24 protein-coding genes are annotated in these 12,777 nt (G+C 40.4%); 10 read left to right on the top strand and 14 right to left on the bottom strand.

All coding sequences use genetic code 11. The annotated features are described in order from the left end of the window. Positions 1-135 precede the first annotated feature (135 nt). Positions 136-2,277 carry a bifunctional mannitol-1-phosphate dehydrogenase/phosphatase gene (gene mtlD / locus AC4MDD_RS09295; protein ID WP_491881475.1) on the top strand — a complete coding sequence of 714 codons (2,142 nt, stop codon included), beginning with the start codon at positions 136-138 and terminating at the stop codon, positions 2,275-2,277. Between the two features lie 133 nt (positions 2,278-2,410). Beyond that, positions 2,411-2,899, top strand: a complete 489-nt coding sequence (locus AC4MDD_RS09290; protein WP_005399539.1) for a winged helix-turn-helix transcriptional regulator — start codon at positions 2,411-2,413, stop codon at positions 2,897-2,899. A gap of 2 nt (positions 2,900-2,901) precedes the next feature. On the opposite strand, the gene AC4MDD_RS09285 is transcribed toward AC4MDD_RS09290, so the two are convergent. From AC4MDD_RS09285 to tusD, 4 genes are read right to left on the bottom strand one after another with little or no spacing between them, the layout of a single operon-like run. Continuing rightward, entirely contained in the window at positions 2,902-3,213 is a 312-nt protein-coding gene (locus tag AC4MDD_RS09285; protein ID WP_005399538.1) for a TusE/DsrC/DsvC family sulfur relay protein, read from the bottom strand. 14 nt (positions 3,214-3,227) lie between these two features. Next, complete coding sequence (locus AC4MDD_RS09280) at positions 3,228-3,509, bottom strand: DsrH/TusB family sulfur metabolism protein (protein WP_039889636.1); 282 nt, start codon at positions 3,507-3,509, stop codon at positions 3,228-3,230. A gap of 10 nt (positions 3,510-3,519) precedes the next feature. Then, the gene (locus tag AC4MDD_RS09275; RefSeq protein ID WP_005399536.1) at positions 3,520-3,870 is read right to left on the bottom strand and encodes a hypothetical protein; all 351 of its coding nucleotides are present in this window, start codon (positions 3,868-3,870) and stop codon (positions 3,520-3,522) included. Between the two features lie 44 nt (positions 3,871-3,914). After that, positions 3,915-4,283 (bottom strand): sulfurtransferase complex subunit TusD, encoded by a 369-nt coding sequence (gene tusD / locus AC4MDD_RS09270; protein WP_279691383.1) that lies wholly within the window; start codon positions 4,281-4,283, stop codon positions 3,915-3,917. Between the two features lie 282 nt (positions 4,284-4,565). On the opposite strand from tusD, the gene AC4MDD_RS09265 reads away from it, so the two are divergent. Next, positions 4,566-5,534 carry a tyrosine-type recombinase/integrase gene (locus AC4MDD_RS09265; protein WP_491881474.1) on the top strand — a complete coding sequence of 323 codons (969 nt, stop codon included), beginning with the start codon at positions 4,566-4,568 and terminating at the stop codon, positions 5,532-5,534. A 47-nt stretch (positions 5,535-5,581) separates the two neighbouring features. Here AC4MDD_RS09265 and AC4MDD_RS09260 read toward each other — a convergent pair whose 3' ends face one another. The 10 genes from AC4MDD_RS09260 to AC4MDD_RS09215 all read right to left on the bottom strand — a co-directional run bounded on the left by AC4MDD_RS09260 (position 5,582) and on the right by AC4MDD_RS09215 (position 9,715). Next, positions 5,582-5,866, bottom strand: coding sequence for a helix-turn-helix domain-containing protein (locus AC4MDD_RS09260; RefSeq protein ID WP_063454287.1), 285 nt, complete (start codon positions 5,864-5,866; stop codon positions 5,582-5,584). Further along, entirely contained in the window at positions 5,866-6,369 is a 504-nt protein-coding gene (locus AC4MDD_RS09255) for a TRM11 family methyltransferase (RefSeq protein ID WP_491881473.1), read from the bottom strand. The genes AC4MDD_RS09260 and AC4MDD_RS09255 overlap by 1 nt, the downstream gene beginning before the upstream one ends. Positions 6,370-6,462: 93 nt before the next feature. After that, positions 6,463-6,624: a hypothetical protein gene (locus tag AC4MDD_RS09250; protein WP_491881472.1), complete on the bottom strand. Its 162-nt coding sequence runs from the start codon at positions 6,622-6,624 to the stop codon at positions 6,463-6,465. A 75-nt stretch (positions 6,625-6,699) separates the two neighbouring features. Then, positions 6,700-6,864, bottom strand: coding sequence for a hypothetical protein (locus tag AC4MDD_RS09245; protein WP_491881471.1), 165 nt, complete (start codon positions 6,862-6,864; stop codon positions 6,700-6,702). Next, complete coding sequence (locus AC4MDD_RS09240) at positions 6,864-7,454, bottom strand: HNH endonuclease signature motif containing protein (RefSeq protein ID WP_491881470.1); 591 nt, start codon at positions 7,452-7,454, stop codon at positions 6,864-6,866. Before AC4MDD_RS09240 ends, AC4MDD_RS09245 begins: the two co-directional genes overlap by 1 nt. Before the next feature lies 1 nt (position 7,455). Next, a complete protein-coding gene (locus tag AC4MDD_RS09235) occupies positions 7,456-7,701 on the bottom strand; it encodes a hypothetical protein (protein WP_010114700.1) in 246 nt (81 codons plus the stop codon). Then, a complete protein-coding gene (locus tag AC4MDD_RS09230; RefSeq protein ID WP_125280165.1) occupies positions 7,698-7,934 on the bottom strand; it encodes a hypothetical protein in 237 nt (78 codons plus the stop codon). Before AC4MDD_RS09230 ends, AC4MDD_RS09235 begins: the two co-directional genes overlap by 4 nt. Continuing rightward, complete coding sequence (locus AC4MDD_RS09225) at positions 7,931-8,608, bottom strand: 3'-5' exonuclease (protein ID WP_491881469.1); 678 nt, start codon at positions 8,606-8,608, stop codon at positions 7,931-7,933. The genes AC4MDD_RS09230 and AC4MDD_RS09225 overlap by 4 nt, the downstream gene beginning before the upstream one ends. A gap of 12 nt (positions 8,609-8,620) precedes the next feature. After that, the gene (locus AC4MDD_RS09220; RefSeq protein WP_491881468.1) at positions 8,621-9,358 is read right to left on the bottom strand and encodes a hypothetical protein; all 738 of its coding nucleotides are present in this window, start codon (positions 9,356-9,358) and stop codon (positions 8,621-8,623) included. Positions 9,359-9,388: 30 nt separating this feature from the next. After that, positions 9,389-9,715, bottom strand: a complete 327-nt coding sequence (locus AC4MDD_RS09215; protein ID WP_491881467.1) for a hypothetical protein — start codon at positions 9,713-9,715, stop codon at positions 9,389-9,391. 121 nt (positions 9,716-9,836) lie between these two features. Here AC4MDD_RS09215 and AC4MDD_RS09210 point away from each other — a divergent pair, with 121 nt between their 5' ends. From AC4MDD_RS09210 to AC4MDD_RS09180, 7 genes are read left to right on the top strand one after another with little or no spacing between them, the layout of a single operon-like run. Then, positions 9,837-10,517, top strand: a complete 681-nt coding sequence (locus tag AC4MDD_RS09210; protein WP_491881466.1) for an ATP-binding protein — start codon at positions 9,837-9,839, stop codon at positions 10,515-10,517. A gap of 17 nt (positions 10,518-10,534) precedes the next feature. Further along, positions 10,535-10,780: a winged helix-turn-helix domain-containing protein gene (locus tag AC4MDD_RS09205; protein ID WP_491881465.1), complete on the top strand. Its 246-nt coding sequence runs from the start codon at positions 10,535-10,537 to the stop codon at positions 10,778-10,780. Beyond that, entirely contained in the window at positions 10,777-10,962 is a 186-nt protein-coding gene (locus tag AC4MDD_RS09200; protein ID WP_279731596.1) for a hypothetical protein, read from the top strand. Before AC4MDD_RS09205 ends, AC4MDD_RS09200 begins: the two co-directional genes overlap by 4 nt. Beyond that, positions 10,955-11,155, top strand: coding sequence for a hypothetical protein (locus AC4MDD_RS09195; RefSeq protein ID WP_004693752.1), 201 nt, complete (start codon positions 10,955-10,957; stop codon positions 11,153-11,155). Before AC4MDD_RS09200 ends, AC4MDD_RS09195 begins: the two co-directional genes overlap by 8 nt. Then, positions 11,133-11,537, top strand: coding sequence for a DUF559 domain-containing protein (locus AC4MDD_RS09190; RefSeq protein WP_279731595.1), 405 nt, complete (start codon positions 11,133-11,135; stop codon positions 11,535-11,537). The genes AC4MDD_RS09195 and AC4MDD_RS09190 overlap by 23 nt, the downstream gene beginning before the upstream one ends. Next, the gene (locus AC4MDD_RS09185) at positions 11,534-11,692 is read left to right on the top strand and encodes a hypothetical protein (RefSeq protein ID WP_491881464.1); all 159 of its coding nucleotides are present in this window, start codon (positions 11,534-11,536) and stop codon (positions 11,690-11,692) included. The genes AC4MDD_RS09190 and AC4MDD_RS09185 overlap by 4 nt, the downstream gene beginning before the upstream one ends. 12 nt (positions 11,693-11,704) lie before the next feature. Next, the gene (locus AC4MDD_RS09180) at positions 11,705-12,148 is read left to right on the top strand and encodes a hypothetical protein (RefSeq protein WP_491881463.1); all 444 of its coding nucleotides are present in this window, start codon (positions 11,705-11,707) and stop codon (positions 12,146-12,148) included. Positions 12,149-12,777: the final 629 nt, after the last annotated feature.

Here is a 12,777-nt window from a genome sequence, read left to right as displayed (position 1 = left end):
CTTTTGGTTACAAAAAAATGCCTAAATGCCAATTTATTGATCAATAAACAGACAAAAATGTTTCATAAAATCAGATCAAAGTCTCTGTGCCCGATTTTTGTATAGTATAAGTGCAAACATAAAAACGGAGGCTAAATGTTTAAATTTAAGAATGATATTGTGCATGGTGCGCTTTTTGACATGGATGGAACAATGTTTGATACCGAACGTTTACGGTTTCAAACCTTGAAACAGGCATCCAAAGAGTTGATTGGGGTTGAGTTTTCAGATGCCTACCTTATGGCATGTTTAGGCTTAAGTGCAAGAAGTGCGGAGGCCTTGGCGCAAAAGCAATATGGACAGGAAGTTCCTTATGCCGAGATTCGTAAGCGGGCAGATGAATTAGAATTAGAAACAGTGCGCCAATATGGTGTGCCGATTAAAAAAGGTTTGGTACAAGTTCTAGAACGCTTACGTAAAGCAGGATTACGTATGGCTGTGGCGACCTCGAGTCGAAGAGCGATTGCTGAAGAGTATTTAATCAATGCCAATGTTTATAAGTTTTTTGACGTCTTGGTGTGTGGTGATGAGGTTGAAAAGGGGAAACCACATCCTGAAATTTTCTTAAGTGCAGCGCAAAAACTGAACCTTGAACCTGCGCAGTGTTTCATGTTTGAAGACTCAGAAAATGGTATCCGCTCGGCATATGATGCTGGGGGCATCTGCGTACTGTTCAAAGATATTAAAGAACCCAATGCAAGCATGTTGGCACATGCCAATTATTATTTTGAAAATATGTATGACTATCTAACGGAATTAGATATCTACAGCTCGCATCTTGAAATGCCCAATTTACAAGAAAGCTTTCCTCAAACTTTAAATCAACTAACTGTGGGGATTCATGGATTTGGTGCCATTGGCGGAGGCTATATTGCACAAATCCTGTCGCATTGGGATGGCTATACGCGTCCTAAAAAAATCTATGCGTCTACACGTAACAGTTTATACCGTTCAGCCGTAAATGCTTTTGGTGCGTATTGTATTCGCTATGGGCAAGTGTCTTATGATGAACGCATTGAAAATATGCATATTATTGATGCTGAAGATTTACAGCAGATGCATGCCATGTACGTCGAGTCGAGTTTAATTGCGATTTGTTTAGCTGAAAATGCTTTAGCCAGTGAAGCTGCAACCATTGCACAGGGCCTCTATGCACGCTATCTGGCGCAAGATGAGCAAGTTCAAACTCCACTGACGCTGTTAATTATCTTAAATAAAATTGGTGCCAAGCAGTTGGTTCTAGAGCAAGTACGTAAAGCATTAGTGGAGTTAACAGACCATGCTGTAGCTGACTTTATTTTAGAGCAACACTATTTCTGCGATACGGTAGTCAACCGTATGGTGTCTAAGCTGAGCGATAAAAATCTATATCGTCAACTGTGCATTAAATACAATATATTTAAGCAATATCAACTTGATGACGAGAGTAATCAAATTGAAGTTGAAGATGTCAGTAAACTGAGTGCAGAACAAGAGCGCCGTGCCAGTGAATATGTAGAAGATTTAAGACAAAATTTTCAACCGAGTCATATTTTACAACATATGGATTTAATTCTTTTCAATGCTGAAATGGATATGCCGATCTATGTGGAAAATAAAAGCTCCTTACTCAGTAAAATGCGTCAAATGATCTTGGTAGATCAAATTTCAGATATTCAGCTCATTAAAAACCGTTTATGGAATGGCGTACATGCCATGACTGCGTGGTATGCAAGCCTACTCGGACATCAGACCATTGGTGTAGCGATGGGCGATCCGCGAGTGCAGTATTATGTTGAAAAACTGCTTGCAGAAGTGACGCAAGGTCTGGCGCATTATCTACCAAAACGCAAAAATGATTTAACGCGTTTGGCCCGAAGTTTTGATCAATCTTGTCAGTATGCTTATAAAGACCCATGTAGTCGGGTTGGGCGTGATCCACTGCGTAAGTTGAGTGCATTTGAACGTGTATTTTCATCGGTCGCGTACAATGTTTCGAATGGATTTTCTTTTGAAGCACTATTAAGTGGTGCGATCTTTGGCTATTTGTATTTGATGGAAGAAGAGGAACAGCCCATAGATGTGTTGTTAGGGCATTTGAAGCAACAACTTCAACAAATGAACCTGTCAAAAGCGCACAAAAAGGCGCTGTTTTATGTTATTCAAAAACGTCTCAATGAATATCAAAAAGGTGAGCTAGGAATGGAAGACTTTATGATCCCTGACCAACCTCAAAATACTGAAATGAGCTGTGCTTAAGACTTCATGACGTTCAAATGTCTTTGAGCCGTCTAAAATGTTAAAGCAACATAAGAAAAGCTGGATAAAAAGAGCTTTTCTTATGGTCTTAAATCTTTTAACGTTAGACCTAAGAGAGACTTGGTTTTTTACAATGAAATGGGATGAGATCGGGGAACAACCGTGTTCAATTGCACGAACGCTGTCGGTGATTGGCGATCGGTGGACGATGTTGATTTTACGAAATGCATTCTTGGGTGCACGCCGTTTTGAAAGTTTTCAACAAAACTTAGGTGTCACTCGTCATGTGCTTTCTGAGCGTTTAAAGCGCTTAGTTGAACATGATATTTTGGAGAAAAGACCTTATACAGATCGCCAAGAGCGCTTTGAATATTGTTTGACTGAAAAAGGCCTAGCTTTATACCCAGTGCTGATGTCCATGGCAACATGGGCCGATCAATGGATGGACGAAGGCTTAGGTCGTCCCGTGCAATTTATTCATAAAACCTGTGGGCATAGCATTCAGCCACATTTGGTTTGTAACGAATGTGGTGATGTCATATATGCCAAAGACATCAAAGCGATACCGACACAGGTTTATGTCGATGCTTTAGCTGTTCAATCAGACGTTAAACAAGCTTAAGTTTATAAACAGTTTGCAGGTTTTGGCACGCCTGCCAAACGACTCAGATGGCGCGCTACAAGCCCAGTATTAAACTTTTCTTGCAGTATGGCATTATTGATGTCTGCACTGACTGTTTTTATTAAAAACTTAATCAGCGGACGTGTTGCAGGTGAGTGTCCAAACTGTTGGTAAAACTTACGCACTGCCATGAGGATTTCAAAGTGCCAATCGGTCAATTCAAGCTCTAAAGATTTTGCTAACTCTTTTGCAACCTCTTGATTCCAAATGGTGTAATCGACTAAATGACCATCTTGGTCTAATTCTAAATTCATCTAAACACTCAAAACTATTTCAAACTGATACAACGACTATGGTTTAAGCATAGCTCAGCAAACCTAGCATAGCTGATGGTTTCTAGGTTACTCGAATGGATAGCAGCAATATTTTCAGCATCCTGTTCAAGCACAAATACACAAGCTAGCTGCTGAATAAAAGTATGCTGTATATACAGGGCTGCATCACCCATTAAAACCACATCATCCCCTGATTGATAGAGGTTTTGTAATTTACTCAGCGCTTGTTCCGTCGCGGAAAATGGAGACTGTACGAAATAAAGTGTTTTGCTCATAATTGTTTCCTTACCAATATAATACATGGTCAAACTGTTGTATTAAATTGGAATTGAGTTCAACACATTCAATTTCTTGCTCGGTTTGTTGAACAAAAGCAGAAGCTTGATTCTTGGTTTCAATCCAAATCGGGCTTAAGTCATAAAACTCAAAGCTATCAACCATGTTTGAAGCCAGTTTAAACGCATGTTTTAAGGGTTCAAATGATTGAGCATTGTTTAATAAGCTGAGTGCAGCATCTTGTAATAAGACTTTGACTTCACAGCCAAAAGTTGCAAGAACCATGGTTGCAGAGAGGCTTTCATGCACCTGCAAAGAGTTTAAATTGGCTTGGGTTAAAATAACCAGTACAGATTTCACACAATATACCTTTTAAAAGCAACAAATTCTTGAAAACTTAGCACTTAGAATTGAATTAAGCGCTCTGCAGACTGAACAGCATCGGCCAGTTCCCCTAGGCCTACCAAGTCAAAACCTGTAGCAAGATTATGCTGTGCTAACTGATGACGCTGTGCGTTTTCGGCATTGGTAATTCCTCGGGCTAAGGCTGCACTTACACAAACGGGTAGGCGAATGGCGAGTTTTTGCCACTCAGAACATAGATTCCGTTGGTCGTCAGGTACCCATTGCAGGGCATTGGCAACTTGAACAGCATCTTGGTAGAAAAACACTCGAAAGGGTTCATTTTTCCCATGCAGTGCTTGCGCTAAACCTAGAGCATGCCATGCATGAATTGAACTCGGTGCGGAGGTAATTAGTAATAAAGTACTCATCAAACTTCACTAGAGGAATGTCCAAAGCTTGCTTGGTACATTCGGACTTCATAATAAAAAGGTAGTATACAATGATTTTAGGTGGTATCTATAAAATTTCGCATCAAATACAAAAACAAATTAATAATAAGTAATTAAAAAACAGCATCTTATGAATAGATTAAAACATACGTCAGTTGGAATCACATTTTAAAAATGCACGAAATTACCTGTATTTTCTTTCCTTTTACTACATTCTCGATAGAATAAAAGGCAATCTGCACCAAATCTGCACCAAGAAAAATGAAGCTTCCGAAACCAATACAACGTGGGTCAACTTGGCGTATCACTGTTACTTTTGACAAGCAGCGATACTCAGTGACCAGAGATACTGCAAAAGAGTGCGAGCACTGGGCATCAATCAAACTGCTAGAGCTTAAAACAGGTAAGGCTGATTTAGAACAAGGAATAAAGCCAGCATACCCATTTCGCCAATTATGCGATAAGTACTATCAAGAGCATGGCAGACATATGCGATCTGCTAGAACAATTATGCTCAAGATAAAAAACCTTGATCGCATTGCACCCAATGTTGCTGATAAGTCTATTTACGATTTTAAACCCAGCGACATTGTTGAGTGGAGAAATAAACGGAAAAAGGAAGTCAAAGTATCAACTTTAAGAAATGAGCATGCTATCTATTCGGCTGTTTTCACTTATGCCTTGAAAGAGCTTTTTTTAATTGAGTCGAATGTTTGGCAAACTGTACCGATGCCAAGTAAGGAAAAATCACGAAATCAGCGGATTATGCCTGAACAGCAAGAAGTGTTGCTTAAAGCGTTGGATTGGGATGGTGTGTCTACACCTGAGAAGTCAAAGCACTATGTAGCATGGGCATTTCTATTTGCGCTTGAAACAGCAATGCGACAAGGTGAAATACTGGCAATGCGCAGAACAGACTTGAGAGATGGTTTTGTACATCTGCCGATGACTAAAAATGGCGAGTCTAGAAACGTTCCTTTATCGAAAGAAGCAAAGCGTCTGCTTTCATTATTACCTTTGGATAATGACGCTCTGGTGCCGATCGACAAGGATATATGTTGCGCAACGTGGGTGAGAGCTAAAAAAAGAGCGAATCTACCTCACATCAATTTTCACGATTCACGACATGAAGCAATTACAAGAATGGTTAAGGTTCGGAAATTACCAGTTGAGGTTTTAGCAAAGATCACCGGGCATAAAACGATTGGGATATTAATTAACACTTACTAGAATCCAGACGCTCAGGACCTAGTTGAAATGTTTAATGACAGCGAGAGCTAATTAGCTCTCGGTCTGCCTCTTTTATTTTTTGTTGTGAGTATGCCGTGCGCTAGGCGAGGGTTGTACAAGCATTTCCCTTGTGTGCCTTGATTAATAGATGCAAGGCGCTCACGGATGGTTGTCGTTGATAGATTGTATTTTTCTGCTAATTTAGCAGCAGATACTAATTCCATCTCAACTTCTTTCAGTTCTTTGACAATTCCACCACCGATATTCTGACCAAGCATGACTTGTGGTGGAGAGTCAGCCTCAACCGTGATTGTATATTTTGATAATCCCATCACTTCACCTCCAATCTTTTACCTGCTTCCACATCCGAAATCTTCATAAATGTGATCCAGTGAGTATTTGCACGCTTTCCACTGATGTGTCCGAAGACAGGCTTTTGATCAGTCAAAGCTAAAATTTCACTGACTTTAATTTGTGTTTCATTCCACTTAAAAATCAGAACACCGCCGTTGGCCAACACGCGGAAACATTCCTCAAATCCTTTTCGAATATCATCCCGCCAACTTGCTTGAAGTTTTCCATACTTCAAAGCAAGCCAGCTTTCTTTTCCTGCTTTGATCAAATGAGGTGGATCAAATACGACTAAATTGAATTGACCATCTTTGAATGGCATTGCTCTAAAGTCCATTTCAATATCAGGAGCTACCTCAAGAGAGCGACCATCACATAAAATGTGTTTTTCAGTACGAATATCTCCGAATACGACATTTGGATTTGTACGATCAAAATGCATCATGCGAGAGCCGCAGCAGGGGTCAAGGATTGGGACATTCATGACTTTGCTCCTGAGAATCCTTAATTGCATCAACCCAACTTTCAGCTTCAAGCATGTGCTTAATTGCATTTGAAAGCTTCTTATTGGCAATATCTACATAGGTTTTACCTGAGTTTTCATTTGCTCGATCTTGCTAAACATGCGCTCAACAATTTCAGTAAATGTGCAGCCTTCCATATTGTGATCTGCACCAAAGTTGCAAAGCTTATGAATCGTTTTTAAGCCTGCGATTTCAATTTTTTCTGGATTTTCCATCACACTCTCCTGAGCAAACATCTGCGCAAAATCCTGATTTATTGTTTAAATTGCGCAAATAATTGCTCGAAATATTTATTTAACCACTGGCACAATTGTCAATTGACCGCCTGTTGTTGATTCAACCAATTTAGTGAAATAACCAATTGCATTACCTAATGTTGTTTCATCATCTTGAGCAGGGCGCTTTATCAAAATATCAATCGCTTCTAAAAGTTTTCGCTTTTCATGCACTTCCATCACGCCACCTTCGAGTTATGCGTTTTATTTTTGATCTTCGCCATCAAGACACAGGTTTCGTTTGTTTCTGGTGTGGCAAGCTTTCGATAAGATTGATTTAAACGAACAAGCTCGGCGCGACTAATCAACATCAGATTTTCAAGTCGACAGTCTTGCTTGTTCATATTTTTAAAAACAAGAACATGGTTATCTGGTATCTTCCCGTGGTGCTGCTCCCAAATCCAGCGGTGCTTTGATTCAAAAACATTTGGTTCAGCAACCTTTACTTCAACATAGCCATCAACGGTGATTCGCTCATAACCGACAGACCTGTGATTAAGAGGTGTATTTCCTTTTTTAAAGGATGTTGAGTTCGCACCCACATAACCCTTTAAGCCTTTATTCCAAGACTTTTGACCAGGTGAAAAGCATCCTGTTCGACCTGTTTTTAATCCCATACGCAGACATTTGGCCTTGATGCCATCTACTGAAAGCTTGTAGCCAAACTTTTCATTAAATTTACAGGTTAGTTCAGTACGTGGCGTTTCCTCATGCTGGCGTAAAAACATCAGCATTTCTTCGGTGTACTTAATCGCAATACCTTTCGCCATATCAAACACTCACATTCATATCACCAACAGAAATCTGTGGCGCTTCTTGATTCGTGTTAAGCCCTTTGTATTGAGCCACCAGTTTTACCGCTTCCAGTTGAGTTTTGTGCGCATCCACAATCTGCTCACTCACTTGCGACATGGTTTGAGCGCGCTTTACCTCTGAATCAAGAGTGTCTTTGTCAGCCTTAGCCAGACGATCCAACTGATCAAACAGATGCTTGTTTAAATCTTTCAATGTGCTCATGCTGCCACCTCATTAAATGGATCATGTTTCTTAAATTCTTCAAATAATTTGGCAGCTGGTCTGTTTAATCGACCGTTTTCCAAAATCATAACGCCACGTGGAAAGTTTCGATTGTTGATCTCGTGGTAAAAAGAGATAACACCAGCACGTGCCACACCTTTGTATCCAAGCTTCGCTAGCCAAATCAGAAATGCTTCACTCATGAGTGGGTGGACAAGAGTTGCTTTTTTCATAGAGTCACCAATGCTTTACGGAGGTAAGGATCTAAGTCACCTTGACGTAGCAACCAAGTCACATAACTTGGATCAAGGTCTTTAACTGCTGTGCCTTTATGCTTTCCAAAAGTTATGTACTTTGGTATACGGGCAGTTTCTGACATGATGAAAAGTGAATTCATGTCTTTAATGCCCAGCTGCTCTACTAATGTTTTTAGAATTACACCAGTGAAATAGATGTCAGCTTTAGCATTGTGGGCATGCCGAAGGTGTTTTCGTGCAAGCTCCAAATCATCCATAACGTGGTAGTACATAGCGCTTAATGTGTGGGGCAGGTCGGGCCATACCATGCGACATAAAGCTAATGTGCAAATACCTTTGACAGTGAAGTCTGGCTGGCATTTCTGAATAGCTTTAATGTCATAATCAATATTGTGTCCAATTAGGTATTGGACATCTTGAGGCATCTTGAATGTGTCAAAGCTTAGCTTTTCAGCAATATCAGCTTCAAGAATGTGGTGCGTTGCTAAAGCACCCAGAGCGATAGGCTCAGGGCATGAGAAGTACTCATCAAAAACTTCCCCTTGGTTGATTACCAACACCCCTTGCTCAAAAGAGCAAGGTGCGTAAGCAATCTCAATTGGGTAACCATTCAGGTCGTGAGTTTCCGTGTCTAAAATCAATGCATTCATAGCCAATTAACCTCAGTACGGAAAATCATCTTGCTGGTTGGCACCTAACACTGGTGGCACATCATCGTAATAACCATCAAACCCTCCTTGGTTGTAACCATTGTTCTGGTTAAAACCCTGGTTACTTCCACCATAACCACCACCATTATTTTGTTGGTAGCCACCACCATTGTTGTTTTTAGGCTTACGTGTCGTGATAGGGTTAGACATAAGCGAAGCAAGTGATTTTGGTAGTGCTTCAGGTGTAGTTTTACGTTCAATAATTTCCTTGGCCATCAACTCACTTTGAGCGTGAAAACAAGAGAAGAAATTCATCTGGTGTTTCCATTCACCGTTGTCATTTTGGTAGTTTTCACGCTGCAGAAGAAAACCAATACGCTGGTTAGCCACTTCAGGGGCTACTACACAATTTTTAGTAATACGCTCTTTAGCGTCAAAGTCATATTTCTCTAAAGGTGCATTTGTTGGTGTTAGACCACGAGCCCCTACACAAGCGAGCAGAGCATTAATTTTGTGAACTCCACCCAATGGAGTACCGTCTTTTTTCTCGGTCCAAATAGAAAATGAAGCAGATTCTTTATTGTCTGTTTCAAATTCAATTTCAAAACCGGTTGTACCTGATTTCGCTGTGATAAATTCCATATGCTTAATCACACCAATATATTTTCCAGCTTCTTCAATACGTAGACTGCTGTCTGCTTGCTTTGCTGAGTCAGGGTTATAGCCAAATTGTTTGTATTGCTGATTCATGAAAATTACTCCAAGTTTAAATTTAGGTTATTAAGCAGATTGGTCTTGTGTTTGAATTTGAGGGTTCGGGATGCCATAGAATTCGCAAATCGCTACATCCACATGGTTTAAATCGTTTTCAATATGGTCAGTTTCAAACAAGCCATCTGGGGACTTAACAGTCGAATTGCCATTGTTTTTAGTCTGGAATACGTATTGACCATTAATCACCGCAGTCTGAAGGCAAGTGGTTACCATGCCCTCAAGAGTGATTTTCTCGTCTAGCATCTTCCCAATAGTTTTGATCTTGGTTTTACCTTGAGCGTCTTCTTCGGTATGACTTAAAAGGTAGACGCATACGAATGTTGCCTTCGTCATCTTGGCTGATGAACTCGGAAAACTTTTGAGTAGAAGTAGTCATTAGCCTGCCTCCACTAAACGATGCTTTTCGATATAGCCTTTGATGAGGGCATTGAAGTTCTGATGGTCGATGTGGTTTGTGAAGTCGTTGTATGGATTGCCTAAATCGTTCTGCAAGCAATGCTCAACAGAAGCGCTTAACAAAGCTCAAGCAGAACATCACAACGCCGTGAATGCGATGGTTCGTGAAAAACACTTCCAAGGCGCAAAACTTCCAACCCGTCATGCGAACAGTGGGTTCAGAGAATACTTGGTCGCGAATAGCGGTCAGCAAAATGCAAAAACTCAATGCGTCACGTTTGTGAAGGATTTCACGAAGGGAATTAAGCGCAATTTGATCATGATTGGTCGTACCGGTACTGGGAAAACACACTTAGCTTGCGCCGTAGCTCGAAACATTCTTGAGACCCAAAAGTATGCCCGCTATGTGACCTCTGAAGACATGGCCAATGAAATAGCGAATGCATGGACCAAGGCTGATGATAGTGAAGTAAACGCTGTTCATCGCTTCACTGAATACGATCTATTGATTCTTGATGAATATGGATTGCATGACCGCCATGAAAACCGTCTCCAGCTGGTGCACAAAGTTCTTTACTCACGTTATGACGCTGGCAAGCCAACCATGTTGATTTCAAACATGACAGCACATGAATTGGAACAAGACCTTGGTGATCGTCTCTGGTCTCGTTTTCAGCATGATGGTTTGGATGTGGTTGAGTGCAATTGGGCAGATGAACGTGTTGGGGGTAAAGCGTGAAGCGTCTAAGTACTTCAGTGAATCAGATTGCAATATTTGAACGTGTGATCCATGCGCTCAAGGCAATTGAAACTACCCCGATAGCAACTGTATCTGAGCTTCGCAAAACAGCATTAAGTGATCTCAGTTTAAGAACAGCACAGCGATACCTGAAGGGTTTAGAGCAAGCCGGGTATATCAAACGAAAAGATTCAGGTTTTACAGATGAATCACGATTCTTTTTAACGGATAAGGCAAAGCAGTTGTTTGAGGTGAAGGGATGAATAAAGGCGACCGCGTAAAAGTAGATTTTATTGGTGAATCCGCAACAATTTATTCAGGCAAACGCTTCACTGGTTGCGGCGTATTAGACCGAGTTGAAGATGGTCGCGTATTTGGGCGCTTGGATGATGGAACGCCGTTCATGTGTTTGTGTGCTGATGTGGAGGTGGTTGAGCATGAGTAATCCATTTCATATTGGTGACAAGGTGATTCATGACGTTGAAGCATGGAAGCAACCAACAAGCACACTAACTGTGACGCATATTAAGAATTTTGCAGTCGCAGCAATTGATGACAGTGGGCAGAAATTTGTTGGAAATTATGGGTGTTTTACCTTGATTAAACGAGGTGCAAGTGACCAGCATCTCCCTCGCTGAATATCGAAAAATCTACAAACCAAAACGCAGGGCTAAACGTCATGCATCGGTCAAGAAGCAGCGTGTTGTTAGTGAGGGTGAGCAAACTCTAAGCCTACAACTCAAGGCGCTTAGAATTGAGTTTGAACAGGAGTTTGAGTTTCACCCTACACGTAAATGGAGAGCTGATTTCCATTTGAAGGGCAAAAAGATATTGGTCGAAGTGGAAGGAGGGATCTGGAGTAATGGCAGACATACACGGGGTAAGGGGTACTTAGCAGATTTAGATAAATACAATGCAGCAACAATGATGGGTTATCAGGTAATACGGTTTAGCACCGAGCAAGTGAAAAGCGGCAAAGCGATTGAGCAAATAGAGAAGATGGTGGGGGATTTGGGATGAAACGTAGGAATAATGACTGGCTTTGGATTGCTGGTTTCATCTTATTGATGATTCTTGCTGTTGCTGTAAATACGTGGAATACGGTTCAGGTTTGCAAAAGTCAGGATGTGTACTGGGTTAAAGGTACCCAGCATACATGCAAATTATTTAAATGAGTGGGTGATGGGATGAATGCAGTTGTAAAAACAACAGTTATGGATTGGTCTAAGTTCACGGCAGAGGAATGGTTTAAGCAATATGGTGCATATGTCCAGACCTGTCGAATGGCATCGGGAAATGCTCCTGATAACTTATGTGTAAATCAGATTTATTGGTTGATTTGTGAAAATAACAAAGGGTATGAGAGTACCCGTAAAGACGCCGTGATCTGCAAAATCACAGATCATGAAGCAGAAGAAGTGCGTAAGTTAATAGTAGACTTAAAATTCTCTACTCGTATTTGTGATTCAGCTAAAGCAGCGCTGTGCCTGTTCATTGATAAGAACGTAAGGGGTATGTCTCTACGACAGATGGCGAATGAGTTCAAGCTTGGGAAAACCTCAATTGATAACATGATTTTTGCAGGTAAGTATTTTTTAAATGGACACGATAAAAGGTTAAGAATCAATTGACTGTCCAGACGGGGTATGGCATATTTCTGTAATAGTGGACGAAGTTATAGTAATTCACTTGATTACCGTAAAAAGCTCATCGATTTTGGTGGGCTTTTTTTATTCCTAAATAATTTGGAATAAAATGTGAATGAGATCTCAATATAAACCAAGTATATTAGTGGTATTAAGTTTTCCATGATAGTTAATATCAGTTTATACCTGCACCTTCCCCAAGATGCAGGTTTTTTTTGCTTCATTTTTTATTCGATTAATGATTTAATTATTTTGTTGTAAATAAAAACAACGATTCCTTGTATCAGCGCAAATGACCAAGGGGAAAAGCCTTACAGAGATGTAGGGCTTTTTTATTGCTGTATATAAATTGCATGGGCTTTGATGGGCTTTTTAAACAACTAAGATGGTATGGTGACGCTCTCTTTTAAGTGTCCCTCTATATGCCTGAAATCTATAAATACATTTACACTCAGATTAGTGTATTCGGTTCATTACCAACACATAAAGTTCTTATAAATAGTACACATAACAAGACCAAATTAATTTTCGCTGATAATACTTTTGTTTATGGGGCTGTTTCTGATTGGGCACTAGGTCTATCCGGGCTTGATTCGAGAAAATCAATATGGTCG

The sequence above is a fragment of the Acinetobacter sp. CAU_H_29a_1 genome (assembly GCF_058599505.1).
Note: the sequence above shows the minus strand (reverse complement) of the source record. Positions and strands in the feature narration are given on the sequence as shown.

Excerpts from the sequence above, each read along its gene's own strand:
- AC4MDD_RS09215 (WP_491881467.1), bottom strand. The coding sequence starts at position 9,715 with ATGACGAAGGCAACATTCGTATGCGTCTACCTTTTAAGTCATACCGAA.
- AC4MDD_RS09220 (WP_491881468.1), bottom strand. The coding sequence starts at position 9,358 with ATGAATCAGCAATACAAACAATTTGGCTATAACCCTGACTCAGCAAAG.
- AC4MDD_RS09200 (WP_279731596.1), top strand. The coding sequence starts at position 10,777 with ATGAATAAAGGCGACCGCGTAAAAGTAGATTTTATTGGTGAATCCGCA.
- tusD (WP_279691383.1), bottom strand. The coding sequence starts at position 4,283 with ATGAGTACTTTATTACTAATTACCTCCGCACCGAGTTCAATTCATGCA.
- mtlD (WP_491881475.1), top strand. The coding sequence starts at position 136 with ATGTTTAAATTTAAGAATGATATTGTGCATGGTGCGCTTTTTGACATG.
- AC4MDD_RS09185 (WP_491881464.1), top strand. The coding sequence starts at position 11,534 with ATGAAACGTAGGAATAATGACTGGCTTTGGATTGCTGGTTTCATCTTA.
- AC4MDD_RS09255 (WP_491881473.1), bottom strand. The coding sequence starts at position 6,369 with ATGAATGTCCCAATCCTTGACCCCTGCTGCGGCTCTCGCATGATGCAT.
- AC4MDD_RS09265 (WP_491881474.1), top strand. The coding sequence starts at position 4,566 with ATGAAGCTTCCGAAACCAATACAACGTGGGTCAACTTGGCGTATCACT.
- AC4MDD_RS09285 (WP_005399538.1), bottom strand. The coding sequence starts at position 3,213 with ATGAATTTAGAATTAGACCAAGATGGTCATTTAGTCGATTACACCATT.
- AC4MDD_RS09235 (WP_010114700.1), bottom strand. The coding sequence starts at position 7,701 with ATGAGCACATTGAAAGATTTAAACAAGCATCTGTTTGATCAGTTGGAT.
- AC4MDD_RS09280 (WP_039889636.1), bottom strand. The coding sequence starts at position 3,509 with ATGAGCAAAACACTTTATTTCGTACAGTCTCCATTTTCCGCGACGGAA.
- AC4MDD_RS09195 (WP_004693752.1), top strand. The coding sequence starts at position 10,955 with ATGAGTAATCCATTTCATATTGGTGACAAGGTGATTCATGACGTTGAA.
- AC4MDD_RS09260 (WP_063454287.1), bottom strand. The coding sequence starts at position 5,866 with ATGGGATTATCAAAATATACAATCACGGTTGAGGCTGACTCTCCACCA.
- AC4MDD_RS09250 (WP_491881472.1), bottom strand. The coding sequence starts at position 6,624 with ATGGAAAATCCAGAAAAAATTGAAATCGCAGGCTTAAAAACGATTCAT.
- AC4MDD_RS09225 (WP_491881469.1), bottom strand. The coding sequence starts at position 8,608 with ATGAATGCATTGATTTTAGACACGGAAACTCACGACCTGAATGGTTAC.
- AC4MDD_RS09245 (WP_491881471.1), bottom strand. The coding sequence starts at position 6,864 with ATGGAAGTGCATGAAAAGCGAAAACTTTTAGAAGCGATTGATATTTTG.
- AC4MDD_RS09230 (WP_125280165.1), bottom strand. The coding sequence starts at position 7,934 with ATGAAAAAAGCAACTCTTGTCCACCCACTCATGAGTGAAGCATTTCTG.
- AC4MDD_RS09290 (WP_005399539.1), top strand. The coding sequence starts at position 2,411 with ATGAAATGGGATGAGATCGGGGAACAACCGTGTTCAATTGCACGAACG.
- AC4MDD_RS09240 (WP_491881470.1), bottom strand. The coding sequence starts at position 7,454 with ATGGCGAAAGGTATTGCGATTAAGTACACCGAAGAAATGCTGATGTTT.
- AC4MDD_RS09180 (WP_491881463.1), top strand. The coding sequence starts at position 11,705 with ATGAATGCAGTTGTAAAAACAACAGTTATGGATTGGTCTAAGTTCACG.